The sequence below is a fragment of the Actinomadura chokoriensis genome (assembly GCF_041463665.1).
GTDB lineage: Bacteria > Actinomycetota > Actinomycetes > Streptosporangiales > Streptosporangiaceae > Spirillospora > Spirillospora chokoriensis_A.
On record NZ_JAXCEJ010000005.1, the window covers coordinates 232603 to 256821 of the forward strand.

Genomic DNA, 24219 nt, shown 5'->3' on the forward strand with positions numbered 1-24219 from the left:
CGGCTATCGCATCGCCGCCGATCTGGGGGCCCGCTCGCGCATCTCATCGCGTGCGCGGGAGACGTCCTCGGTGGCCCGGTCGCGTATTTCCTCCATGCGCAGTGCGACGCCCATGGCGAAGAAGGTCGGGGCCCATTCGCCGACGAAGATGCCCCACCGGTCCGCACGTTCGAGACCCTGCGCCTCATACCGGTTCGACGCGGCCCACGAGGCGAATGCCAGGCCGATCGAGGCGAGGCCGGCCGTGTACATGTAATCGGACTTCAGGCCCCACTTGTGCAGTGTTTTGATCATTTCTCCCCCTTGGTCGCACGGCTGCCTACCCGGCGCCGACGTGCGCACGCGTGCGGTCCCAGGATTTTGCCGCCGCTGGAGGCGAACGATCCGATCGGACGGACCTTCCGGCGCCGTCCACGGCCGCCATCGTCTCCGGAGACCCGGCAAATCTCCGTTGACCAGGCGTTCTTGGGGGAATACGTCCACCGGACGGCGGGTACCGCGAGGCGCGGCCCGTCCGCGGATCTGGCGCGTGCCCTACTGGGGGTCGGCGGTGGGTGCGGTGCGGACGGTCGCCAGGTCGGCGAGTCCGGACAGGGTGATGACCGGTTCGAGGAGGGGCGGAGCGATCAGCTCCAGCCGCTCGGCGTGCGTGAAGAGGATGCTCAGCCCGGCGCTGTCGAGGTATTCGACGGCGGTGAGGTCCAGGACGAGGCGGCCGTCGGTGCCGCCGAGAGCGGTGTCGATGGCGGTCGCGAACGCCTGGCTGTTGCTCATGTCGATCTCGCCGGCGGCTGTCAGGAGGGCCGCGCCGTCCGGGTGCTGACCGGTCGTCAGGGTCAAAGGTGCGGTCATGGCTCGATCCTGGTGTACATGTCGACGGTGGTGCCGTTCGCGCCGGGTGTGATGGTGAGCTGCTGTGTCAGCGCGCGCATCAGGGCCGTCCCGCGGCCGCGGTTGTGGGCGGGGTTCGGCCGGGGCGTCTTCCACCGGCCCGAGTCGACGATGGTCAGGTGCAGCCGGTCGACGCCGGCCTCGGCGCGCAGCCTGACGAGTTCTCCGGGGGTGTGGCGGTGCCCGTGCTCGATGGCGTTCGCGCAGGCCTCACCGGCGGCCACCAGGACGTTCTGCGCCGTCCGGCGGGACAGCTGGCATTGGGCGAGCCAGTCGCGCAGGGCCTCGCGGACGGGGGAGAGCTGGGCCGACTCGGCGGGGAAGGTCACCTCCAGCGGGGCGGGGTGCCGGTACAGCAGCAGCGCGACGTCGTCGTCGTAGCCGCCCGGCGGCGCCAGGCGGCTCATGATGCGGGTGGCGAGGTCGTCGAGGGCCTGGTCGCGGCCGTCCTGGACGGTCTGGCCCGCCTGGGCGATCCCGTCGTTCAGGGAACGGCGCCGGCGTTCGACGAGGCCGTCGGTGTACAGCAGGACGGTGGCGCGGGCCGGGATGGTTATCTCGGCGTCGGGCCGGGGCCGTCCGGGCCGGACGGCGAGCGGAAGGGACCTGCCGCCCCCGAGCAGTTCGGTGGTTCCGTCGCGATGGGCGAGGATGGCGGGCGGGTGCCCGGCGCTCGAGTAGGTGAAGCCGCCGGTTTCGGGGTTGAGGACGCCGCAGAAGGCGGTCGTGCACAGTGCTCCGGGAATGCCGGCGGCGAAGTGGTCGAGGGCCATGAGCGTGTGGGCGGGGCTGGCGTTCTGGAGGAGCAGGGCGCGGCAGGCGCTGCGCAGCTGCCCCATGACGGTGGCCGCTTCCAGGCCGCGCCCGACGCAGTCGCCCACGACGATGCCGGTGCGGCCGTCGGGGAGGTCGAAGGTGTCGTACCAGTCGCCGCCGACTTCCAGCGGGCTGGCCGCGGGCTCGTAGCGGACGGCGAACCCGTCGGGCAGCCGGGAGGGGCCGAGGATGGCGCGCTGCAGGGCGAGGGCGGTGTCGCGCTGCTGGTCGATCTGGTGGGCGCGGACGAGACCCTGTGCGATGTGCCCGGCCAGCAGCGTCAGCAGCACCTGGTCCTGGTCGGTGAAGGGGCGCCGCTCGTTCAGCTCGACCCAGACCCCCAGGGTGCCCTGGGGGTGTTCCAGGGTGATGGCGGCCGGATGCTCCGCCGACGGGGTGAGCGTGGGGTACGCGCGCAGGGCGCTCAGTTCCAGGCGGCGCCGCTCCGGGAGGGTGTGCCAGGTCAGGTCCGGGTCGGTGGAGGTGAGGGCGGGCGGTTCGTCGCCTGCGAAGAGGACGGCCAGCACGCGCCGTGCGCGCCACAGTTCCCGCAGTTCGTCCAGCGCGCCGGACAGGGCGTCCGACAGGCCGACGGATCCGGCGAGGCGCAGGCTCACCGCGGCCAGGGCGCTCTCGCGCTGGATGGCGTAGTGCTCCGCGGTGACGTCGCGGAAGGTTCCCACGATGACGCGCCGCTCGGTGTCCGGGTCGTGGACGTGGTTGAAGGACGCGGTGATCCAGAGCCGGTGCCCGTCGCGATGGTCGACGGGGATGGTGTAGGTGCCGCGTTCCTGGTCCAGCAGGGTGGCGAAGGCGTCGGCGACCATCCGGTGCGCCTCGGCGTCGGTCTCCTCGTCCGGCCACCAGGGGTGGACCGGCGAGTAGGGCAGGTCCGCCGCTCCGTAGCCGAGGATGTCGGTGAACGCGGCGTTCGTCTCGATGATGGCGCCGTCCTCGTCGCAGACGAAGAACGCCTCCTGCAGGGAGTCGACCAGTGCGGTGCGCCAGCGGGCATGGCCGCTCCGCATCCGGGCCAGTTCCACGTTCGCCCGGACGCGGGCCAGCAGTTCGGCCGCGGCGAATGGCTTGAGCAGGTAGTCGTCGGCGCCCGCCCGCAGGCCCTCGATCGACGCCTCCTGCCCGGCGCGGGCCGACAGCAGCAGCACCGGCACGGCCGCGGTGCGCGGGTCGGCGCGCAGCTCCGCCACCATCTCCAGCCCGTCCAGGCGGGGCATCATCACGTCGCTGACCACGAGATCCGGCGGGTCGCGGCGCACCGCCTCCAGCGCGGCCCGGCCGTCGGCGACGGTGTCGACCCGGTAGCCGGCGCCGCGCAGCAGCCGGGCGAGGTACTCGCGCATGTCGCCGTTGTCGTCGGCGACCAGGACCGTGGCCGGCGTGGCGCCCTCGTGGGCGGACGCTGGATCCGAGACCGGGCCTGCCGCGTCCGGCGGCAGGCCGGGATCCTGCCCGGCGGGCTCGCCGGGCAGCCAGCGCAGCGCCTCCTGCACGTAGGGATCGGCGGTGGCCGACACCGCCGGGGCGGCCCCCGGCGAGCCGATGGCCCCGGCGGGCAGGTGGGACGTCCCGAACGGCAGCCGGATCGTGAAACGGGTGCCCTCGCCCTCACGGCTGTCGGCGGTGATGGTTCCGCCGTGCAGGCCGACGAGCTCCTGGACCAGGGCCAGGCCGATGCCACTGCCCTCGTTGGAGCGGGAGCGCGCGTTCTCGATGCGGTAGAACCGCTCGAACAGCCGCGGCATCTCCTCCGCGGGCACGCCCACCCCGGTGTCGGCGACGGTGACCCGGGCGTGTCCGTCCTCGGCCTGGACCGAAACGCGGATGCCGCCGTCGAAGGTGAACTTCAGCGCGTTGCTGAGCAGGTTGAGGATCACCTTCTCCCACATGCCGTGGTCGAGGTGCACCGGCCCGGGCAGCGGGGCGCAGTCGACGTCGAGGGAGAGGCCGGCCCTCTCGATGGCGGAACGGAAGACGCTGGCCAGTTCCGCGGTGACCGCCGACAGGTCGACCGGCTCGTAGCTCGCCTGCATCCGGCCGGCCTCGATGCGGGAGAAGTCCAGCAGGGCGTTGACCAGCTTTTGCAGGCGCAGCCCGTTGCGGCGGACGAGTTCCAGGTCCTGGCGCACGTCGTCGTCCGCGTCCGCCAGGCGGCTCCGCAGATCCTCCACCGGACCCATGATCAGGGTCAGGGGGGTGCGGAACTCGTGGCTGATGTTGGAGAAGAAGGTGGTCTTCGCGCGGTCCAGTTCGGCCAGTTCCTCGGCTCGCCGCTGCTGGGCCTGGTAGCTGCGGGCGCTGGCGACCCCGGCCGCGAGGTGCCCGGCGGTCAGCTCCACGAACCCGCGATACCCCTCCTCCAGCGCCCGGTACCGGTTCAGCGCGGCCACCAGGAACCCGTACGGCGCGTCGCCCTGCTGCAGCAGCGGCACGACCAGCGCCTGGACGGGCGGCTGCGGCCAGCTCCCGGACGGCAGATCGGTGAACGGGCCGCCGTCGAGCGGCACCAGCACCGATTCGCCCCGGGCCAGTGCCGCCGCGGGCCACACCGGCCCCGGGCCGGTGCCGCCCGAGTCGCCGGCGGGCACCACGAGCGGCGCCGCCGGGTGATCGCCGGAGATCCCCGTCGCGCCCGCCAGCCGCGCCGGCCCGTCGCCGTCGAACAGGTACGTCAGCGTGAACGGGAGATCCTGCCGGTTCCGGTCCAGTTGCCGGTGGGCGAAGGCCAGCGCCTCGGACTCGGTGCGCACCACGGTGGGGTCGGAGCCGAGGTCCCGCAGCGTCGCCATCCGCCGCTCCCCGATCACCCTCTCGGTCTCCTCGCTGACCACGCACAGCATGCCGACGACGGCGCCGTCGTCGTCCCGCAGCGGACTGTAGGAGAAGGTGTGGTAGCTCTCCTCGCTGTATCCCGACCGCTCGAGGAACAGCAGCAGCGCCTCGTCCCACGTCGCCTGCGCCGTGGTGAGGACGGTGTCGATCCGCGGGCCGATGTCGTCCCAGATCTCGGCCCACACCTCGTGGGCGGGACGGCCCAGCGCCCAGGGGTACTTGCGCCCCAGGGTGTCGCGCCGGTAGGCGGCGTTGCAGAAGAACGTCAGCTCCGGGCCCCACGCCATCCACATCGAGAACCGGGACGACAGCAGGATGCTCACCGCCGTGCGCAGGCTCTGCGGCCAGCCGGCCGGCGGGCCGAGCGGGGTCGCCGACCAGTCGACCGCGGCGAGATCGCGACCGATCTCGCGATCGGCTGAGAACACGTCCGCCCCGGTCCCACCGGTCGCGTCGCGCTCACCGCCGTCACAATGCGTCACGGGACGTCCTTCCGCGTCGGCCTCTCCGGTCCTCTCATCACTCGCCGGCACGGGAGAGATGATGCGCAGGCTAAGTAGGATAAATCAGGTTCTGACCCGGCCCCTCCATCTCTCGGCAGCACCGATCTGCACAGGAGCCTTCTAGGTGACCCACAACACGTTCACCATCGACCTTCCATCGCCGGACGCCGAGGTGCCCGTCCTGCGCGTCGCCGGAGATCTCGACCACCACACGGCCCCGCGGCTGCGGGAGGCCCTGGAAGCGGTGCCCTTCGCTCCCGGCAAGGGCGTCGTGCTCGACCTGTCCGGTCTCGCCTACTCCGACTCCACCGGCATCACCGTGTTCATCAACGCCTACAAACGCGCGCGGGCGGCCGGGGGCCTGCTGCTGCTCGCCGCGCTGAATCCCGACCTGCTCCAGGTCTTCCGTATCATCGGACTCGACCAGATTTTCGTCTTCCATCCCACGATCGACGAGGCGATCACCGCGTTCCGCCAGGAGTGAGCAGTGTCCACCGGCGCGCGGTCCGGGCCCGCGACGTGGCGCACAGTCCGCCCATAGTGTCCGTAATGAATGAATATGGGCGGTACTGTTCCGAACAGTAGTGGCGTGCGGCGCAGACCGGGCGCGCGCGTGAAGGAGGGGAGCAGGACCTTATGAGCGGTGGGGTGGACGGCACGCATCTTCCGAAGTTGCTCAAGTCACGACGGAAGGCGTTGCTCAGCCGCTGGGTGGAGCTCGCCGCCGAAGGCGTGCGGGGGCGGATGACCGGGGATGAGCTGAAGACCGAACTGGACGAGCTGTACGGGCTCATCGAGCGGACCGTCGCCACAGGCGACGAGGACGCCGCCGGCGAGCTGCGCGCCGCGCTGGCGGAGATGTCGCGCAGCCGAGCCCGGCAGGGGTTCAGCCCCAGCGAGACCGCGACCAGCGTGTTCGCGCTCAAGCAGGCGGTACTGGAGCAGGTCGAGGCGTCCGGCGACTCCGCCGTCTACGCCGAGTTCGTGAAGTTCTCGGCCCGGGTGGACGATCTTGGGCTGGTGACGTTCGAGACCTACGTCGCCGCGCGCGACCAGGTCATCGCCGACCAGATGGAGCAGCTGCTCGAGCTGTCCACGCCGGTGGTGAAGCTGTGGGACGGCATCCTCGGGGTGCCGCTGGTGGGCACGCTCGACTCGGCCCGCACGCAGGTGGTGATGGAGACGCTGCTGGAGCGGCTCGTCGAGACCGGTTCGCAGTTCGCGATCCTCGACATCACCGGGGTGCCCGCCGTCGACACCGAGGTCGCCCAGCACCTGCTGAAGACGGTGATGGCGGCCCGGCTGATGGGCACCGAGTGCGTGATCTCCGGCATCCGCCCGCAGATCGCCCAGACGATCGTGGCGCTCGGAATCGAGTTCGGCGACATCGCCACCAAGGCCACCCTGGCCGACGCCCTGGCCCACACCCTGGACAGGAGCGGAATCCGCGTGAGCGAGAGGGCGAACGCCTGATGGAGCGGGTGCCGATTCTCAAAATCGGTGAGGTGCTGCTGGTGTCGATCCAAGTGGATCTCCAGGACCAGACCGCCCTCGCGCTGCAGGAGGACCTGGCGGACCGCATCGTCAAGACCGGCGCGCACGGCGTGATCATCGACATCACGGCGGTCGACATCGTGGACTCCTTCATCGGCAGGATGTTCGCCACCATCGCCTCGATGTCGCGGTTGATGGACGCCGAGACCGTGGTGGTGGGGATGCGGCCCGCGGTGGCGATCACGCTGGTGGAGCTGGGGCTGTCCCTCGGCGGGGTGCGCTCGGCACTCGATCTGGAGAAGGGGATGCGCCTGCTCGGCGCACCGCTGCCCGCAGTCGGCCCGGGCGCAGTGGACCACCGGTGACCACCCCGCCCGGCGACGAGCTGTCCATCGCCTCCAACGAGGACGTGGTCCACGTGCGGCAGGTCGTGCGTGCCGCGGCGGCGGCGGCCGGCATGTCGCTGGTGGACCAGACCAAGATCGTCACCGCTGCCAGCGAGCTGGCCCGCAACGCCTTCGTGTACGGCGGCGGCGGTACCGCCCGCGTGGAATCGGCCGTCAACGCGCGCGGCCGGCCCGGCGTCCGGCTCGTGTTCGCCGACGCGGGGCCGGGCATCCCCGATGTCGAGCAGGCCCTCACCGAGGGGTGGACCACCGGCGGCGGCCTCGGCCTGGGGCTGCCCGGCACGCGCCGCCTGGTCGACGAGTTCGAGTTGGACACCGCGGTCGGCGAGGGCACCACGATTACGGTGACGAAGTGGACCCGCTGACCGGGGCCGGCTGGACGAGCAGCCCGCCCGCCGGTGACTCGGTGTGGGCGCGGGTGGAGGAGGGCAGCTCCGCCGCGGGGCTGCGGCGCCACGCCACCCGGATGGCCGAGCGATTGGGATTCACCGCGGAGCCTCTCGGCCGGATCCAGATCGCGGTGACCGAAGCGGCCACCAACCTGTCCAAGCACGCCGAGCAGGGCGAGATGCTGGTGCGGGTGGTCCGGGCCGGCGACGACGCCGCGCTGGAGATCGTCTGCCTGGACCGGGGGCCCGGCATCGCCGACGTCTCGGGGTCCCGCCGGGACGGCTACTCGACGAGCGGCTCGCTCGGCATCGGACTCGGGGCGATCGAGCGGCTGGCCGACCACAGCGGCATGCACTCGCTTCCGAGTACGGGCACCGTGCTGTTCGCGCGGTTCCTGCGGCCGCACGGCGAAGCGGCCGCGCCGTCGTCGTCCGTCCCGCCCTTCGCCGGACTGACGCGTCCGATCGAGGGCGAGCAGGAGTGTGGGGACGCCTATGCCGCCCGGACCGAGGGCGGGACGGTGTACGCGATGCTGTGCGACGGTCTCGGGCACGGGCCGATGGCGGCGCGCGCGTCTTCGGAGGCCGTCGCCGTGCTGCGGGAGGCGGCGCTGCCGGCCGCTCCCGTCGACCTCCTGGCGCAGGTGCACCGGCGGCTCGGCGCGACCCGGGGCGGTGCGGTCGCGGTGGCCGCGGTGGACCCCGGCGCGGGCACGGTGCGGTTCGCCGGGCTCGGCAACGTCGCCGGATGGATCATCGGCCCCGAGCGCCGGCACGGCATGATCTCCGTTCCCGGGATCGCGGGGGCGCAGTCCAGGAGGCTGCGCGAGCAGGTGTACGACCTTCCCCCGGGCGCGGTCGTGGTCCTGCACTCCGACGGGCTGACCGACAAGTGGGACGTCGTCGGCCGCCCCGGTCCCGGACGCGACCCGCTGCTGATCGCCGCCGACCTGCTGCGCGTGGCGGGGGTCCGGCACGACGACCGGGGCGTCCTGGTCGTGACCACCGCCGGGCGGAGGTGAGCTCGTGGCCGAGGAACTGCTGCGGGTGCGGATCTCGGACGAGGAGGGCGTCTTCGCCGTCCGGCAGGCCGGGCGGGAGGTCGCCGCCGCGGCGCGGCTCGACGCGCAGGACCAGGTACGGGTCGCCACGGCGCTCAGCGAGGTCGGCCGCGAGCTGTACGCTCACGCCGGCGAGGTCACGGTGGTGTTCCTTCTGGACCGTGAGCATCCCCCGGGTCTGGTGGTGGAGCTGGACGCGGATCCGGTTCCGGGCGCGACCCGTCCGAAGGAAGGGGAGGCGGCCGCCGCGCGCCTGCTCGACCTGGTCGAGGAGGCGGGGACACCTGCCGGGCGGGTCATCCGGCTGCGCAAGAACCTGCCCTCCGACACCCGCGCGGCGGACGGTCCGGCGCTGGCCGATCTGCGCGAAAGGCTGGGACGGCTGCGTCCGATCCCGGCGCTGGAGGAACTGCGGAAGCAGAACGCCGAGTTGATCGACGCGCTGGAGGACGTCCGGCGGCAGCGCGAGGAACTCCGGGTGCTCAACGCCGAGTTGGAGGAGACCAACCACGGCGTCATGGCGCTCTACAACCAGCTTTCCATGGAACTGGAGGAGACCAACCGGGGGGTGGTGGCGCTGTACGCCGAACTGGATGAGAAGTCCGACCAGCTGCGCGAGGCGGGAGCGGCCAAGAACCGCTTCTGGGCCAACATCAGCCACGAACTGCGGACCCCCGTCAACGGGGTCATCGGCCTCACCCGGCTGTTGCTCGACCCGGCCGCTGAGCCCCTCACGGGGGAGCAGCGGCACCAGATCTCGCTGATCGCCGACGCCGGGGGGACCCTGTTGTCGCTGGTGAACGAGCTGCTGGACATGGCCAAGGCCGAACAGGGCCGGTTGGCGCCGCACCTGTCGGTGGTGCAGATGTCCTCCCTGCTGCGGCGGCTGCTGGAGGTCCTCACCCCGATGGCCAAGCAGGCGGGCGTGGAACTGCGGACGGAGACCGACCCGGCCGCGCCCGCCGACGTGGTCACCGATGAGGAGATGCTGACCCGCATCCTGCGGAACCTGCTGGCCAACGGGCTGAAGTTCACCGACGAGGGAGAGGTGCGGCTGACCGTACGGGTCACCCCGGACAATCTCGAGTTCGTCGTCACCGACACCGGAATCGGAATCCCTTTCGGCGACCAGGAGCGCGTCTTCGAGGAGTTCTACCAGGTACCGCGCGGCAAACGCGGCGGGACCGGGCTCGGCCTGCCCTACGCCCGGCGTCTCGCCCACGCCCTCGGCGGTGAACTCGTGCTGGACAGCGAGCCCGGCGTCGGCACCACGGTGACCCTCCGGCTACCCCCGCCGAGGGGCCTGCCCGACCTCGGTCTCGGGCACGTGCTGATCGTCGACGGCGACGAAAGCTTCCGCCAGGCCCTGCGCGGCATGTTCGACGACGCCGCGGAGCGGGTCAGCGTGGCCTCGGACGGGCTGGCCGCCCGCGACCTGATCATCGCGGACCCGCCCGGCCTCGTCCTGCTCGGCCCCGGCCTGCCGGACCCCGACGTCCATGCCGTGCTGGCCCGGCCGGCGCCCGGCAGCGTCATCGTGCTGATCGCGTCCGCGGCCAGGGGCCGCCCGGCCGGTTCCGGACTGGAACGCGTCGACGCGGTCCTCGCGGAGGACCAGCTCTCCCCGGCGATGCTCGCCGACACGGTGTCGCGGGCCCGCGCACCGCGCCCGCAGGGAAGCGCCCGATGAACGACGGTCCCTCGTACACGACCCTGGTCGTGGACGACAACGACACCAAGCGGTACATCATCGGCAGCTGGCTGCGCCGCGCCGGGCACACCGTCGTCGAAGCCGCCTCGGCCACGGAGGTCTGGGACAGGCTGGCCGAACACGAGGTGGAACTGGTCGTCCTGGACATCCAGCTTCCCGACGTCAACGGCATGGAGGTCTGCGAGCAGATCAAGGGCTCGCCCGCCACGGCGTCGCTGCCGGTCATCCACATCTCCGCCACGGCCGTCGAGGTCGCCGACCGCACCGACGGGTTGCAGCGCGGCGCCGACGCCTACATGACCGACCCGATAGACCCGGGCGAGTTCATCGCCACCGCGGAAGCGGTGCTGCGCTACTACCGCGCCAGGCGCCGAGCCGAACGCATCGCCGACCGGCTGGCCGCCTTCACCCGGACGTCGCTGGCCATCAACGCCGCCCAGACGTTCGACGCGCTCGCGACGGTCGCGGCACGCGGCGCCTTCGAGATCTTCGCCGAGCCGGCGGCCGTGTTCCTGCTTCCCCCGGACGGCCGGGCGAGACGGACCATCAGCCTGGGCGCCGAACCGCTGTCCCGGCCGAGCCCGCCGGGCATGCCCGAGCTCCTGGCCCGGCTGGCCGGCCTGGACGACGGCACCGGCACGCGGGTCGTGCCCGTCCCGTCGCGGCGGTGGCTGGAGCTGGTGCCCGACAGTGCCGTCACGGACGACGTGCTCCTGGTCACCTCGCGGATCAAGCGGGACCGGCCCCCGATCGGGGTCGCGATCAGGGCGCACGGAGCGGCCGACGAGGACGACGCCAACCTGCTGCGCCAGCTCGGGCAGGCGCTCGCGCTGGCCATGGAGGCGTTGCGCTCCTATACCGAGGAGCACCTGATCTCCCTGACCCTCCAGCGCAGCCTGCTTCCCGCGGGCCGGCCGGCGGTGCCCGGCTGGACGTTCGCCGTCCGCTACGAGCCGGCCAGCGACCAGGCCGAGGTCGGCGGCGACTTCTACGAGGTCATCGACCGGGGCGACGACGTGCTGATCGCCATCGGGGACGTCCAGGGACACTCCCTGCACGCCGCCACGGTGATGGCCGAACTGCGGCACGCGCTGCGCGCCTTCGCCGAGGAGGGCCACGACGCCGTCGCGATCCTCCGGCTCCTCAACGACGTGCTGCTGCGCTACCACGACGACCAGACGGCCACCATGGTCCTGATGGCCCTTGACCCCCGGACCGGGGCGCTGCGGGTGGCCAACGCCGGGCATCCCCCGCCCCTGCACATCGCCGGGGAGAGGGGCGAATACGGCGGTCGCGGCGGTCTGCTGCTCGGCTTCCCGGCCGACATGGTCGGGACCGAGGAGCTCACGGTGCCGCCCGGCGGCACCGTCGTGCTGATCACCGACGGGCTGATCGAGGAGCGCGGCGTCTCCCTGAGCGCCAACATGGAGCGGTTGCGTACGGTCGCCGCCGAGGTGGACGACGACCTGGAGAAGTACGGCGACCGCATCATCGCCGAGTTCGGCCCCCGGGAGGACGACGTCGCCCTCATCGCGATGCGCCGCGACCTCGAGTGAGGGCGGCCCCGATTGTCGCGTGACCTGCCCATTCCCGGTGCCCCCGGCGAAGGTAAAAAAAGGGCCAAGTGCGTGGAATAGTTTGGCAACGGAGGGGCATATCCGGGGCCGGAGGTGCACACATGGTTCCGTTGCTACTGGTTCTTCTGCTCATTCTCATTCTCGCCGGCGCGGGGTTCGCGCTGAAAGCCCTGTGGTGGATCGCGATCATCGTACTGGTGCTCTGGCTGATCGGTTTCGTGGTCCGTCCGACGAGCTCCGGCGGCCGCCGCGGTCGCTGGTACAGGTGGTGAACGCGCAGGCACGCCGCTGATCGGCTCCCAGGTCGCCGAGGCGCACCGCGATCGACCCCGCGGTGCGCCTCGGCGCTCGATCGGCCGACCCATCGCCGAGCCGTCCCGGCCGTCATGATGCGGCCAGGACGGCTCGCGGGCGCCCTGGAGATTGGTCCCGCGTCGCAATTTTCGCCATTGTGGCGAGAATTACATTCGCCTTTTCGGGTGCGCCGCGTCACGTTGTGTCGACGAGCTGGTTCTCCCACGCCCAGGTGACGATGCCGACCCGGTTGCGCACCCCTAGTTTGGCCTGGATGCCCGACAGGTGGCTCTTGACGGTGCTGAGCGAGATGAACAGCTCAGCGGCGATCTCTTGGTTGGTACGGCCGCGCGCCAGGGCCCGGACGACCTCGAGTTCGCGGTCCGACAGGGGCGGGGGCTGCGCGGCGCGCGCCGGCGCCGAGGCGGTCGCCAGGTGCCGCAGCAGCCGGACGGTGACGGACGGCGAGACCAGCGCCTCGCCCTTGTGCGCGGCGCGGACGGCCTCGACGAGCAGGGCGGGCCCCGCGTCCTTGAGAATGAAGCCCACCGCGCCGCCGCGCAGCGCCCCGTACACGTACTCATCCAGGTCGAAGGTGGTGACCACGACGACGCGCATCGGGTCGGTCACCTGCGGGCCGGCCAGCGCTCGGGTCACCGCGATGCCGTCGAGCCGGGGCATCCTGATGTCGACCAGGCACACGTCCGGGCGCAGCCGCCGCGCCAGGGCGACCGCCTCGGCCCCGTCGGCGGCCTCCCCGACGACGGCGATGTCGGGCTGGTCCTCCAGGATCAGCCGCAGCCCGCGGCGGATCATCGCCTGGTCGTCGGCGAGCAGGACCGAGATCGTCATCGGGGCTCCCTGGTGGGGACGGGCAGGGTCGCCCGCACCGACCAGCCGGCGCCGGGCCGCGGCCCGGCGCGCAGCGAGCCGCCGAGCGACTCGACGCGTTCGCGCATGCCGATCAGACCATAACCGCCGCGATGAGGGTGCCGGGCCGGGGCCGCCGGGGCGTCGTCGGCGACCTCGACGGTGACATCCCGCGCGCCCTGCTCGACGGTGACCGTCACGGACCGGGCCTTGGGCGCGTGCCGCAGCACGTTCGTCAACGCCTCCCTGGTGACGCGGTACACGGTGGTGGTCACTTCCGGAGGCCACTCGGGGTCCCCGTTCCCGTCCGGCATGTCCAGCCGTACGTCCGGGCCCTGCCGGCGGAAACGCTCCACCAGCGCGGCGAGGCGCTCCGGCCCGGGGGACGCCGGCGGCGCGTCGTCGGCGTCGCGCAGCAGCCCGACGACCCGCCGCATCGCGGCCAGGGCGTCGGTGCCGGCGGCCTCCAGCTCGGCGAGGTACTCGCCCACCTGCTCCGGATTCCGCCGCGCGACGACCTGGGCGCCTTGCGCCTGGACCACCATGCCGGTGATGTGGTGGGCCACCACGTCGTGCAGCTCCCGGGCCAGCTCCAGCCGCTCGTCCCGCCGCACCCGATCGGCGGCCGCGCGAGCCCGGACGTCCAGCAGCCGGAGCGACAGCCCCGCGCCGACGGCGGCCAGCCAGACCAGGCCGTCCAGCGCCGTCACCGCCGCGAGGCCGGCGGGCGGCGGCCCGGCGGCGAGCTGACCGGCGATGATCAACGCCGGGACGGCGACCGCGACGGCGGCGGCCGGTACCGGCGCGAGGGCCCGCAGCGCGGACCCGGTCAGCACGGCCAGGGCCAGGGTCATGGCCGGGCTCGGTTCGGCGGGAAGGTCGGGACCGGCCACGCGGGTGAGCACGATGGCCGCCGCCGCGAGGCAGAACGCCACGACCGCCGGCCGGAGCGGACGGCGCAGCCCCCGCAGCGCCGCGAGGCACGCCACGGCCGCGGAGACGCTGCCCGGCACCCAGTACCAGGCGCCCCAGCTCTGCGCGATGGCGGCGGCCTGCACGATGATCGCCGTCAGGAGCACGGCGCCGAGCCCGGCCACGGAGACGCCCCGGACCCATCCCCGTGGAACGGTCACGCCGGCCAGCGTATCGACGCTCCGTCCGGCGGTGCGCGTGGACTGATCCGGGTCCGGCGCGTCCCGATGTCCCATCTCTACGGCCGGGGGCGGGCGGGCGGCGACTCCGCGGCCGGCGCGCCGGACGGCTGGACGGGCGCGAACGCGCGAAGCAGCGGTCCCACGACGAGCCCGCCGACCACCAGCATCGTGGCCAGGGCCGTCGGTCCGGTGGGCCCGGAGAACCAGGCGAGCGCGGTCACGGCGACGCCGCCCGCGGCGATGGCGGCGGCCGACGGCACCGGCAGGACCCTGAGCGAGGAGCCGATGAGCACCGCGAGGGCCAGGGCCGCCATGGGCGACGGCTCCTGCGGCAGGTCGGCCGCCATCGACAGCCCCACGGCGCCGGCCGCCACGGTCACGCCCGCCGCCGCGGGCCACGCCCTCCGCCGCCGCCCGCGCAGCAGCGCCAGCCCGCACATCACCACCGCGACGGCGGTGGTGTAGATCCAGTAGGCGTCGCCCCAACTGTTGATGAGCATGTACGCCGTGAAGGCGATCCCCAGGGCGAACACCACGCCCAAACCTGTGTTGACCAGCACGTCCGGATTCGCTGGGGACCGAGCGGCACCTTTCCCGTGGCCGTTCGCGAGCGGCATGAGGGACCTCGTTTCGGGATCGGGAATCAGTGAGCGAGGGTGCTTCAGGCGCGCCTGACGCGCCGCAGGGCGATGACGGTGAGGAGCGCGCCGGCCACCAGATAGAGCCCGGTTTCGGCCAGTTGGAAGTGCCAGTAGCGGCCGCTGGGCTGGTACTCGAGGTCAACGTGCAGGTCGAGTGCGGACAGGCACACCGCGGTGTCGCCGAACGTGCCGCCGGCGCCGGTCTTCGGAGGGGTGGCGAAACACCGGTCGAACGCGCTCTCGTCGAGCGTCCGTCCGTCCGCGGTGCGCAGCGGGCTGGTCTCGCTGATCCACGCGTCGGGAGCGCCGGGCACCTGCAGGCCGCCGACGACGGGGGCGCCGGTGAAGCTGCCCAGGTTCCTGGCCTGGTTGATCGCCTGCGCGGTCATCGGCACGGTGACCTTCTCGGGCGGCATGAGGTGCGGCCGCACCAGGTTCGGCACCGCGAACTGGACGGCGAGGAAGACGACGCCCGTGATGGCCATCGCCGGAAGCGTCCGGCGCACGAACAGGCCGACGGCGGTGCCGAGGGTGAAGGCGAGGAAGGCGTAGCCGATCGGGGCGATGTCGCGGGCACCGAACTCGATGGTGCCGAACCGGTCGGCGGCGACCTGGTCGTACGGGGACGCCACCCAGGTGAACAGGAGGGCGACCAGGCCCGTCAGAACCATCGCGGCCAGGCCGACGAACGCCATCCGGCCGATCAGCCAGCGGCGGCGGGTCACGCTCTGGTTCCACACCAGCCGGTGGGTGCCGAGTTCGAGCTCCCGGGCGATCAGCGGTGCTCCCCAGAACGCGCCGATGACGACGGGGACCAGCCCGAGTCCGGCGGCCACGATCAGCAGCGTGTTCATGTAGGCGCCCTGGAACTGGCTCCCGGCCTGCGCGCAGCCGGCGGCGTCGGTGCACCGGGACCGGTAGGCGTCGTGGGCGTCCCGGATGTCCATGCCCAGGTACAGCAGGTAGCCGGCGACCAGCGCGAGTCCGGCGGCGCCGGCCAGCGCCTGGAGGCGGAACTGCCGCCAGTTCAACCAGATCATCGGGCCCCCCTCCCGGCTGCGGCGCCCGTCCGGGCGACGGGCGTGCTCGCCCGCGACATGTAGCCGAGCACCAGCTCTTCGAGCGTGACGGGCTCGACTCGGAACGGGAGCTCCGACGGCGGGAGGTCGGTGCGCACCATCGCGCTGCCGTGCCGGGTGCCCTGCTCGACCCGGACGACCTCGACACCCGCGGGCAGCCCGCCGAGATCGCCGTGCGGCGCGACCAGCCGGTGGTGCCAGGCCAGCAGGTCCGGGACGTCGCCGGCGATCTGGACCCGCGAGTCGCACAGCACGATGAGGTAGTCGCAGACCTGCTCGATGTCACCGAGCAGGTGCGACGACAGCACGGCGCTGGCGCCGAGCTCCGCCACGAACTCCATCAGGTTCAGCAGGAATTCCTGGCGCGCCAGCGGGTCCAGCGCGGCGGCCGGCTCGTCGAAGATCAGCAATTCGGGACGCTTGGCGGCGGCGATCGTCAGCGCCAGCTGCGCGCGCTGACCGCCCGACAGCCGTCCCGCCTTCTGGCCCGGGTTCAGCCCGACCTGCGCGATGCGCCGCCCGGCCATGCCCTGGTCCCAGGACGGGTTGAGGTGCGCGCCCAGGCGCAGATGGTCGGCCACGCTGAACGACGGGTACACCGGAGAGTTCTGCGCCACGAACCCGACCCTGGCCAGGTGCGCGGCGCTCGCCGCCGGCCGGGACCCGAGGACGCGCAGCGAGCCCGACGTCGGCTCCAGCAGCCCGCAGGCCAGGTTCAGCAGCGTCGACTTGCCGGCCCCGTTCGGACCCACCAGGCCCACGACGCGTCCGGCCGGAATGCGCAGATCGACGTCGCTCAACGCCTCCCGGCGGCCGTACCTTTTCGTCAATCCCTCGGCATGCAGCACCGGGATCGGATTTTCCTTCGGCATGGCAGCATCGTCGGCGGCGGCGCCGCCCCAGGTCACCGGCCCAAAGCACGGTTCGCGCTGGCACCGCTCGTACTTTCGGCTGGTTCGACGCCGTGGCTCCGCTCGACTGGGCTACGCCATCGCCCTGGCCCGCATCTGGAACTGCTGAAGACGGGTATGCGGCGGATTCACGCGGGCAGCCCGGCCGCGTGGCGCATGGCGCCGCGCGCGCGAGCCGGGCCGCTGGTGATCGCCGAGGGGGCGGCGAGCGGCGGACGGCCGGGGAGCGGCGGGGGCGGTCAGCCGGCCCGGAAGCTGCCGGACGGCGAGACGTGCGCGCCGTATCCGGGCGAGATGAAATTGAACGGCGGCGGGACGGGGAACGCGCAGTACGGGTCGGTGAAGAAGAGCAGCCGCCCGTTGCCGTAGTTGGCGACCACGTGCGCGCCCGGAGGCAGGGATTGGCAGTCGGCCGAGGCCGGATATTCCTTGAGCCGGGTTCCGGCCCAGGAGATCTGGGCCCCTTCGGTCACGAAAACAATGATCTTTCCTTGCGGGTCGGCGGCCCGTTCCCGGGCGTTCGCCGGTGCGGCCGCGGAGGCGAGCAAGGTCGCTGCGAGGACTGTGACGGCGGTGGTTCGTGAGGGGTGGGGCATGGCGCTCCTTGGGCGACGGCGGTGGGAACGGGGCGTAGATGCCCGATCTCCGAACCCCTGTAACGCTGAGCAAGTGTGCTGTCACTGTTCGTTGCTAGTTTCGATCTGACATTTGGCCTCTGACGTGCGCCTTTGTGGCACGGTAATGATTGTCGCGACGTAGTGTCATTGACCGGTGACGTTGAGTCAATTAGCTTGGCACGCTATCGGATCCGCGCCGTCCCGGCGGGATTGCCCTGATGCCTCAGAAAGGGCCTTGACCTGCAATGTTGCATACTCTCATCGTCGGAATGGGCAGGTCGGGACAGGAATTGCACCTGCCGGCGCTGGCCAGGGTGCGCGCCGCGGCCCCCGGCCTGCTGGCCCGGACGCCGGTCGTCGCCGTCGACCCGTTCCGCGCGCCGGCGCAGGTTCCGGGGGTGGTCGGGGCCGGGTCGCTGGAGGAGGCGGCGCGGCTGCGCCCGCCTGCGCGGACGGTGGTGCACGTGTGCACGCCGCCCGGCGCCCGCGCGAGCGTCCTGGCCCGCCTCGCCGGGCTCGGCTACCGCAAGATCATCGTGGAGAAGCCGCTGGCCGTGGACCTGGCCGGGCTGATGGACGTGGCCCGGATCCGGCGCCGCTGGGACCTGGACGTCACCGTCGCCACGCACTGGCTCGACAGCGGCCTCACCCGGCGGCTGCGCGCGGCGGTGCGCGGCGGGCTCCACGGGGAACTGCGGCGCATCGACGTCCTCCAGAACAAGCCCAGGTTCACCCGCAGCACCGCGGTCCGCGACCATCCCACCGCGTTCGACGTCGAGCTGCCGCACGCGCTCGCCGTGGTGCTCAGCCTCGCGGGAGGCGCGCGGATCGCCGGCGCGTCCTGGGACGACATGGTCATCGGGCGGTTACGGGTCCCGCGCCTCGGCCGCGCCCGGCTCCGGCTGGACCATTTCGCGGGCGTCGTCACGGAGATCGACTCGGACCTGACCTCCCCGGTGCGCGAGCGGCGCATCACGCTGGAATTCGATCGGGCCGTCCTCGTCGGCCACTACCCCTGCAGCGAGGCCGACCACACCGCGCAGCTGCGCGTCGTCCGTCCCGGCGGCGAGGTAAGCCTGAGCGTGTTCACCGACGACGCGTTCACGGCTTTCCTGCGCGGCGCGTACGCGCGTTACGCGGGTCCGGCGTCCCGCGTGCACAGGACGTTGCCGGTGCAGGTCGACACCGTCCGGCTGCTCACCGAGGCCAAGCGACTCTGCGCCCACCAGGGCCCAGGGGCCCTCCAGCGGGAGGAGGTCCAGGGTGCCCTCCGCTGAGGCCGGGCCGGTGGAGGTCCGCCTCGCCGGGATCGGTGACGAGGCGGCCGCGGATCTCGCGGGCCAGATCGGCGCGGTGGCGGAACTCGGCTGGCACCGGCTGGAACTGCGGACCGTCGGCGGCACGCCCGTCGCGGACCTGGACGAGGACGCGTTCCGCCGGGCGGTGCGACGCCTGGAGGCCGCCGGGACGTCCGTGGTAGGCGTCGCCTCCAAGATCGGGGACTGGTCCCGCCCGGTCACCGGCGACTTCGCCGTGGACGTGCGCGAGCTGGAGATCCTCGCCCGCCGCTGCGCCGTCCTGGGCGCGCGGCTGGTGCGGGTCATGTCGTATCCGCGCGGCGGCCTGGGCGGGCCCGAGTGGGGCCGCCGCTCCCGCGCCCGGCTGCGCGAGCTGGCGCGCCGCGCCGAGGACCACGGGCTGGTGCTGGCGCACGAGAACTGCGCCGGCTGGGCGGGCGACCGCGCAGACCGGATGCTGGACCTGGTCACGGGCATCGACAGCCCGGCGCTGCGGCTCCTGTTCGACATCGGCAACGGTGTGGCGCACGGGTACCCGCCGCTGCCGATGCTCCGCGAGGTCGTGTCCCATGTCGTGCACGTCCACGTGAAGGACGCGCGTGCCGGGGCCGGGGGAGAGGTCGTCTTCGTCCCGCCCGGGGAGGGCGAGGCCCGGGTCGCCGAATGCCTGGAGGTGCTGTTCCGGAACGGGTACGGGGGTGTGCTGTCCATCGAGCCGCACGTGAGGCTGCGACCGCACCTGGAGTCCGGCACCGCAGACCGGGACGCCTTCGTCGCCTGCGGGCGGGCCCTGGAGCGTCTCATCGCACGGACGGCGATCACGAGCGGCACGCCGCGATGACCGGGGGCCGGCTCCCCGCACCGCTGACTCCCGGCGACCGCGACCTCCTGCTCCGGCTCCTCGACCTGCCGACCGCCGGCCCGCTGGAGACCGGCTCGCTGGAGACCGGTCCGGGCGCGCCGCCGCCCCGCCTGGCCGAGGCGCAGGACGCCTACCGGCGACATGCTGCCGCGCTGGGCCTGCGCGCCGTGCGGCACGCCCCGGCGGAACCGTCCGATCTGGACACCGGGCCCGTCCCCACACCGGTTCGCGAAGCCCTGGCGCAGCCGCGGTTCCTCACCGACCAGCCCAGCCTCGTGCTCCGGCTGGGCCCGGACGATCTGCCCGCCGCACGCACGGTCATGTTCAACGTCCATCTGGACACCGTCGCGGGGCTGCAACCGGCGCGCTTCGACGGCGAACGGTTCCACGGGCGCGGCGCTATCGACGCCAAGGGCCCCGCCGTGGCGCTGCTCGCGGGCATCCGCGCCGCGCGCCGGCGACGTCCCGCGCTGGGACGTGACATCGGCGTGCTGGTGCAGGCCGTCGCCGGGGAAGAGGGCGGCGCCATGGGCGTCTTCGGCACGCGTCCCCTGGTCCAGCGCGGCTTCACCGGGCGGCTGAACGTCTTCTGCGAACCGACCCGGGGACGTTTCCTGCCGCGCAGCACGGCGGCGATGACCGCATGCGTCGTCGTCGACGGCGCGGACGCCGTTGACGACCGCCCAGGCGGCGGGCACAACGCCAGCGTCCTGCTGGGTTTCCTCGCCCAGCATCTGGGGCGCGCGCTCGACTCGGCGGCGTCCGAGGCGGCGGTCTGCGTGGCGGGGCTCCACACCGGGACGCGGCACAACAAGGTGTACGGGGGCGGCTCCCTCCTGCTGAACATCGGCTACGCCTCACCGGCGGCCGCGCACCGCCTGGAGCGGCGGCTGCGTGACGCGCTGGACGGCGGCCTCAAGGAGTTCTCCTCGGTCTTCGCCGGCACGGCGCTGTTCGGCCGCACCGCCGCCGACGCGTCCGCCATCACCCGCCTGGAGTGGCGCAAGCGCGGCCTGCCCGTGCTGGACGACCGCGACCAGTGGGGCCACACGCTGCTGCGCGACCGCGCGGGGATCCCGCCGTGGCCCGCCGCCGAACCCGCCTTCACCTGCGACGCCATCTGGATGTCGCAGGTCCCCGGCGCCTGCGCCGTCGTACTCGGGCCCGGGGACCTCGCCGCCAACAACGCCCACGCCGCCGGGGAGTTCGCCGGCGCCGCCGAACTGGCCGAGTTCGCCGACGCCGTCTCCCGCCTTCTCATCGCCTTCACCGACGACCGCGCCTTCACCGACGACCGCGCCTTCGCCGACGACCGCGCCTTGACCGAGGACCGCAGCTTCACCGATGACGCCAGTTTCACCGACGACTCCGGCTTCACCGACGACAAGAAGGGATCGCCGTGACCGTGGCCCCGCCGTCCCGAACATCGCTCCCCGTTCCCGCACCGCTCCCCGCTTCCGCGCCGTTCCCGTCCGCCTCGTCCTCGGCCCCGGTCCGGGTGGCCTACACCGATCTGCTCCGCTTCGCCGGGGCCGTGTTCGCCTCGCTCGGCGTCCCGCCCGAACGGGCGCGGGCGGCGGCGCGGGCGCTGTGCTACGGCGACCTCACCGGCATGACGTCCCACGGGCTGGCCAATCTCACCCGCCTCTACCTGCCGCTGTTCGAGGAGGGACGCGTCAACCCCGAGGCGGAGCCGCGCCGGGTCGTCGACCGGGGCGCGGCGGTGCTCTGGGACGCCGACCGCGCCCTCGGCCTGTGGGCGGGAGAGGCCGCCATGGACCTCGCCGCCGAGCGCGCCGCCGCGTTCGGGATCGGGATGGTGGGCGTCCGCGGCGCCACGCACTTCGGCTGCGCCGGGCATCACGCGCTGCGCGCCGTGGAGCGCGCCATGATCGGGGTGGTCGCCGCCAACTGCGGCGGGCAGCGCATCGCCCGCCCGCCGGGCGGCGCGGTGACGATGCTCGGCACCAACCCGCTGAGCGTCGCCGCGCCGGCGGGTGGGCATCCGCCGTTCGTCCTGGACATGAGCACGACCGCCGCGCCCACCGGGCGCATCCGGGAGGCGGCCCGCGAGGGGCGGACGATCCCCGAGGGGGTGCTGCGCGGCGAGGACGGCGGCGCGGTCACCGATCCGGCCGCCTTCGACGAGGGGCGGGCGCACCTGCTGTGGCTGGGCGGCGGGGCCGGGCAGTACAAGGGGTTCGGGCTCGGCATCGCGGTGGAGGTGCTGTCCGCCGTGGTGTCCGGCGCCGGCCTCGGCGCGCATCCGGACGCGTTCGGCGGCGACGGCGGGCCCGGCGGCCGGGACGACGACATCGGTTTCTTCGCCGCCGCGATCGCGCCCGGGGTGCTCCGCACCGGCGCGGACGCCGACGCGGGCGTGCTGTTCGGCGCCCTGCTCGGCTGCCCGCCCACCGACCCGTCCGAGCCGGTGCGCTATCCCGGCTGGCACGAGCATCGGCGCGCCCGGGAGCACCGGCGCCACGGCGTCCCCCTCAGCGTGGAGCTGTACCGGGAGCTGCGCGGCGTCGCCGAGAGCCACGGTGTTCCCGCCCCCGCCCCGCTGGGGCGGTCGTGACGGCGCCGCTGCGGGTCGCCGTCATCGGCCTCGGGGTGATCTCCCGCTTCTACCTCGCGGCGCTGCGCGACTCGCCCGCGATGCGGCTGGTCGCCGTCTGCGACAGCGACGCGGCGAGGCTGGCCGGGCAAGCGGTGCCCGGACACACCGACCACCGCCGGCTGCTCCGCGAAACACGGCCGGACGCGGTGGTGGTGGCGGTGCCCAATGACGTGCACATGCGAGTCTGCGCGGACGCGCTGGAACGGGGCGCGGCCGTCTGCGTGGAGAAGCCGCTCGCCCTCGACACCGCGGAGGGCATCGCACTCCGGAGGCTGGCCGAGCACAGGGGCGTCCCGCTGTTCACGGCCTTCCACCGCCGCTACAACGATGCGGTCGCCCGGCTGCGGACCGAATGCGCCGGCTCGCCCGTCGCCGAGGTCACCGTCCGCTACCTGGAACGCATCGAGGAGCACGCGGGCGCCGACGGCTGGTATCTCGACATGCGGCGCTGCGGCGGCGGATGCGTCGCCGACAACGGACCCAACGCCTTCGATCTCGTCCGGCTCCTGCTGGGACCGGCCGAGGTGACGTCCGCGCGGATCGCGCGGGACGGCCGGGGCGTCGACCGGCAGGCCGACGTCCGCCTGCGCGCGGAAGGCGGACGCGCGCGGATCCTGCTCGACTGGTCGTTCCCCGGCGAACGCAAGGACATCGAGGTGCGGCTGGCCGACGGGCGGACCGTGCGCGCCGACATGCTCGCCGGCCACACCGGCTTCAAGGGCTCCCTCTGGCACGAGTACGTGGGGGTGCTTCGCGCCTTCGAGCGGTGCGTCCGAGGGAGCCGGCAGGAGGACGGCGGCCTGGCCGCCCTGCGTTTCGTGCGGGACGCCTACCGCCTGGAGGAACCCGGACGGGACACGGAACGGTCCATCGCGGCGCCGCGGGAAGGGGCGCGGAGTGAATCCGGCTGAGGACGGGCTCAAGAGGGCGGTCCCCGCGACGGTCGTGAAGGTCCTCGCCCATCGCCGGCATGACCGTGGGATGCGGCTGGAACCGTTCGCGAGCCGGTGCGTCCGCGCGGGCGAGGTGCACGAGCTGGTCGCCACGGACCACGGTGAGACCGCTCCGGGCGCCCGGATCGACCGGGTCGCGTTCCTCGGTTTCGCCGAGATCAACGGGGCGGGCGTGCTCGACCGCGGCGACGAGCTGTGGATCGGCGGGCGGTGCGTCGGCGTCCTGCTCGGCTTCGACGGCTGCCATCTCCCCAACCACTACAACGTGCTCGTCCGGGCCGAACCGGCGCGCACCGGGACCGAGCTCGGCCTGCTGCCGGGGGAGCGGCTGGCGTTCCGCCAGGGCCCTGCGCCAGGGCCTGCGCCGCACTGAATTCCGGCTGAAAAACAGCCGCTGACTGAATATGTGAAATGGCGATGACGCATGCCTGGATCGCGATCTATTTCAGTGATATGCCCTTCGTTCGCGAGACATGCAAATCTTACCCCCCTTGCATGTTCGACCCGGTCGTAGGGCGGCAAAGTAGATGTCGTCGGCACCCGGTTAGGTTCTTCCAAATCGCTGCCGATTCGACCGGTCGCCCATTCAGTCCAACGGCAGAGAAGGAGATTCGAATGGTCATGGCCACCACCCAGTCCAATCGTCTGGAGGAGCGGTTCCGGCTGTGGGACCGCAACGGCAACGGCGTCATCGAGCGGTCCGACTTCGAGCGCGAGGCGGACGAGATCATCGCCCGCCTGGGTGCGCAGGGCACCCCGAAGGCGGACCAGCTCAAGCAGGCCTACCTCGGCATGTTCGACAAGCTGTCCCAGGCCGCCGGCGCCGACCGGATGACCCGCGGCCAGTTTCTGGAGGCCGCCGAGCAGGAGATCGTCGGCAAGGGCGACGCCGGGTTCGCCGCGGTCGTGCGGCCGACCATCCAGGCGATCGTCGACGTCCTGGACCGCAGCGGCGACGGCGAGATCACCCCGGCGGAGATGCACGGCTGGTTCGCCGCGATCGGCCTGGACGGCGAGGTCGCCGACCGCGCCTTCCGCGACCTCGACTCCGACGGCAGCGGCAAGCTGTCGGTCGCCGAACTGGTCGACGCGGTCCGCGACTACCACCTCGGCCGCAACGACATCCCGCTGCTCGGCCGCTGATCGGGCCGTCCGATAAGAAATGCCGTCCGGGGGAGCCCCGTGGTCACCGGTCCATGGGTTTCTGCGGGTCTTCCCCGG

Annotated in this window: 24 protein-coding genes; 15 read left to right on the plus strand and 9 right to left on the minus strand. The window is 72.8% G+C overall.

The features are described 5' to 3' along the window. Positions 1-3: 3 nt before the first annotated feature. The 3 genes from SM418_RS11605 to SM418_RS11615 form a co-directional block, all read right to left on the minus strand. On the minus strand, positions 4-294 hold the full coding sequence (locus SM418_RS11605; RefSeq protein WP_371940590.1) for a hypothetical protein: 291 nt from the start codon (positions 292-294) through the stop codon (positions 4-6). 240 nt (positions 295-534) lie between these two features. Then, a complete protein-coding gene (locus SM418_RS11610; RefSeq protein ID WP_371940589.1) occupies positions 535-852 on the minus strand; it encodes an STAS domain-containing protein in 318 nt (105 codons plus the stop codon). Then, entirely contained in the window at positions 849-5039 is a 4191-nt protein-coding gene (locus SM418_RS11615) for a SpoIIE family protein phosphatase (RefSeq protein ID WP_371940588.1), read from the minus strand. The genes SM418_RS11610 and SM418_RS11615 overlap by 4 nt, the downstream gene beginning before the upstream one ends. A 145-nt stretch (positions 5040-5184) precedes the next feature. Between SM418_RS11615 and SM418_RS11620 the strand changes: the two genes are divergently transcribed. The 8 genes from SM418_RS11620 to SM418_RS11655 all read left to right on the plus strand — a co-directional run bounded on the left by SM418_RS11620 (position 5185) and on the right by SM418_RS11655 (position 11971). Further along, the gene (locus tag SM418_RS11620; protein ID WP_371940587.1) at positions 5185-5544 is read left to right on the plus strand and encodes an STAS domain-containing protein; all 360 of its coding nucleotides are present in this window, start codon (positions 5185-5187) and stop codon (positions 5542-5544) included. A gap of 152 nt (positions 5545-5696) precedes the next feature. Further along, positions 5697-6533, plus strand: a complete 837-nt coding sequence (locus SM418_RS11625; RefSeq protein ID WP_371940586.1) for an STAS domain-containing protein — start codon at positions 5697-5699, stop codon at positions 6531-6533. Next, positions 6533-6919: an STAS domain-containing protein gene (locus tag SM418_RS11630; protein ID WP_371940585.1), complete on the plus strand. Its 387-nt coding sequence runs from the start codon at positions 6533-6535 to the stop codon at positions 6917-6919. Before SM418_RS11625 ends, SM418_RS11630 begins: the two co-directional genes overlap by 1 nt. Continuing rightward, on the plus strand, positions 6916-7326 hold the full coding sequence (locus SM418_RS11635; protein ID WP_371940584.1) for an ATP-binding protein: 411 nt from the start codon (positions 6916-6918) through the stop codon (positions 7324-7326). The genes SM418_RS11630 and SM418_RS11635 overlap by 4 nt, the downstream gene beginning before the upstream one ends. Further along, the gene (locus SM418_RS11640) at positions 7314-8372 is read left to right on the plus strand and encodes an ATP-binding SpoIIE family protein phosphatase (protein WP_371940583.1); all 1059 of its coding nucleotides are present in this window, start codon (positions 7314-7316) and stop codon (positions 8370-8372) included. Before SM418_RS11635 ends, SM418_RS11640 begins: the two co-directional genes overlap by 13 nt. 4 nt (positions 8373-8376) lie before the next feature. Further along, entirely contained in the window at positions 8377-10101 is a 1725-nt protein-coding gene (locus SM418_RS11645; RefSeq protein ID WP_371940582.1) for a sensor histidine kinase, read from the plus strand. Continuing rightward, entirely contained in the window at positions 10098-11678 is a 1581-nt protein-coding gene (locus SM418_RS11650) for a SpoIIE family protein phosphatase (RefSeq protein ID WP_371940581.1), read from the plus strand. Before SM418_RS11645 ends, SM418_RS11650 begins: the two co-directional genes overlap by 4 nt. A 122-nt stretch (positions 11679-11800) precedes the next feature. Beyond that, positions 11801-11971, plus strand: coding sequence for a DUF5670 family protein (locus SM418_RS11655; RefSeq protein WP_371940580.1), 171 nt, complete (start codon positions 11801-11803; stop codon positions 11969-11971). Between the two features lie 217 nt (positions 11972-12188). On the opposite strand, the gene SM418_RS11660 is transcribed toward SM418_RS11655, so the two are convergent. The 6 genes from SM418_RS11660 to SM418_RS11685 form a co-directional block, all read right to left on the minus strand. Beyond that, positions 12189-12845 carry a response regulator transcription factor gene (locus SM418_RS11660; RefSeq protein WP_371940579.1) on the minus strand — a complete coding sequence of 219 codons (657 nt, stop codon included), beginning with the start codon at positions 12843-12845 and terminating at the stop codon, positions 12189-12191. Further along, positions 12842-13996 carry a sensor histidine kinase gene (locus SM418_RS11665; protein ID WP_371940578.1) on the minus strand — a complete coding sequence of 385 codons (1155 nt, stop codon included), beginning with the start codon at positions 13994-13996 and terminating at the stop codon, positions 12842-12844. The genes SM418_RS11660 and SM418_RS11665 overlap by 4 nt, the downstream gene beginning before the upstream one ends. 77 nt (positions 13997-14073) lie before the next feature. Next, a complete protein-coding gene (locus SM418_RS11670; RefSeq protein WP_371940577.1) occupies positions 14074-14553 on the minus strand; it encodes a hypothetical protein in 480 nt (159 codons plus the stop codon). A gap of 125 nt (positions 14554-14678) precedes the next feature. Beyond that, on the minus strand, positions 14679-15698 hold the full coding sequence (locus SM418_RS11675) for an ABC-2 membrane transporter-related protein (RefSeq protein WP_371940576.1): 1020 nt from the start codon (positions 15696-15698) through the stop codon (positions 14679-14681). Further along, positions 15695-16609, minus strand: coding sequence for an ABC transporter ATP-binding protein (locus tag SM418_RS11680; protein WP_371940575.1), 915 nt, complete (start codon positions 16607-16609; stop codon positions 15695-15697). The genes SM418_RS11675 and SM418_RS11680 overlap by 4 nt, the downstream gene beginning before the upstream one ends. A gap of 278 nt (positions 16610-16887) precedes the next feature. Continuing rightward, the gene (locus SM418_RS11685) at positions 16888-17121 is read right to left on the minus strand and encodes a hypothetical protein (RefSeq protein ID WP_371940574.1); all 234 of its coding nucleotides are present in this window, start codon (positions 17119-17121) and stop codon (positions 16888-16890) included. A gap of 389 nt (positions 17122-17510) precedes the next feature. Between SM418_RS11685 and SM418_RS11690 the strand changes: the two genes are divergently transcribed. From SM418_RS11690 to SM418_RS11720, 7 genes are all read left to right on the plus strand, one after another. Beyond that, complete coding sequence (locus SM418_RS11690; RefSeq protein ID WP_371940573.1) at positions 17511-18542, plus strand: Gfo/Idh/MocA family oxidoreductase; 1032 nt, start codon at positions 17511-17513, stop codon at positions 18540-18542. Further along, positions 18529-19404, plus strand: coding sequence for a sugar phosphate isomerase/epimerase family protein (locus SM418_RS11695; protein ID WP_371940572.1), 876 nt, complete (start codon positions 18529-18531; stop codon positions 19402-19404). The genes SM418_RS11690 and SM418_RS11695 overlap by 14 nt, the downstream gene beginning before the upstream one ends. Beyond that, positions 19401-20828, plus strand: coding sequence for a M20/M25/M40 family metallo-hydrolase (locus SM418_RS11700; protein WP_371940571.1), 1428 nt, complete (start codon positions 19401-19403; stop codon positions 20826-20828). The genes SM418_RS11695 and SM418_RS11700 overlap by 4 nt, the downstream gene beginning before the upstream one ends. Continuing rightward, positions 20825-22003: an Ldh family oxidoreductase gene (locus tag SM418_RS11705; RefSeq protein ID WP_371940570.1), complete on the plus strand. Its 1179-nt coding sequence runs from the start codon at positions 20825-20827 to the stop codon at positions 22001-22003. The genes SM418_RS11700 and SM418_RS11705 overlap by 4 nt, the downstream gene beginning before the upstream one ends. Then, positions 22000-22956 (plus strand): Gfo/Idh/MocA family protein, encoded by a 957-nt coding sequence (locus SM418_RS11710; RefSeq protein WP_371940569.1) that lies wholly within the window; start codon positions 22000-22002, stop codon positions 22954-22956. Before SM418_RS11705 ends, SM418_RS11710 begins: the two co-directional genes overlap by 4 nt. Beyond that, positions 22943-23371, plus strand: coding sequence for a DUF6917 domain-containing protein (locus SM418_RS11715; RefSeq protein WP_371940568.1), 429 nt, complete (start codon positions 22943-22945; stop codon positions 23369-23371). Before SM418_RS11710 ends, SM418_RS11715 begins: the two co-directional genes overlap by 14 nt. A 242-nt stretch (positions 23372-23613) precedes the next feature. Next, entirely contained in the window at positions 23614-24141 is a 528-nt protein-coding gene (locus SM418_RS11720; RefSeq protein WP_371940567.1) for an EF-hand domain-containing protein, read from the plus strand. Positions 24142-24219: the final 78 nt, after the last annotated feature.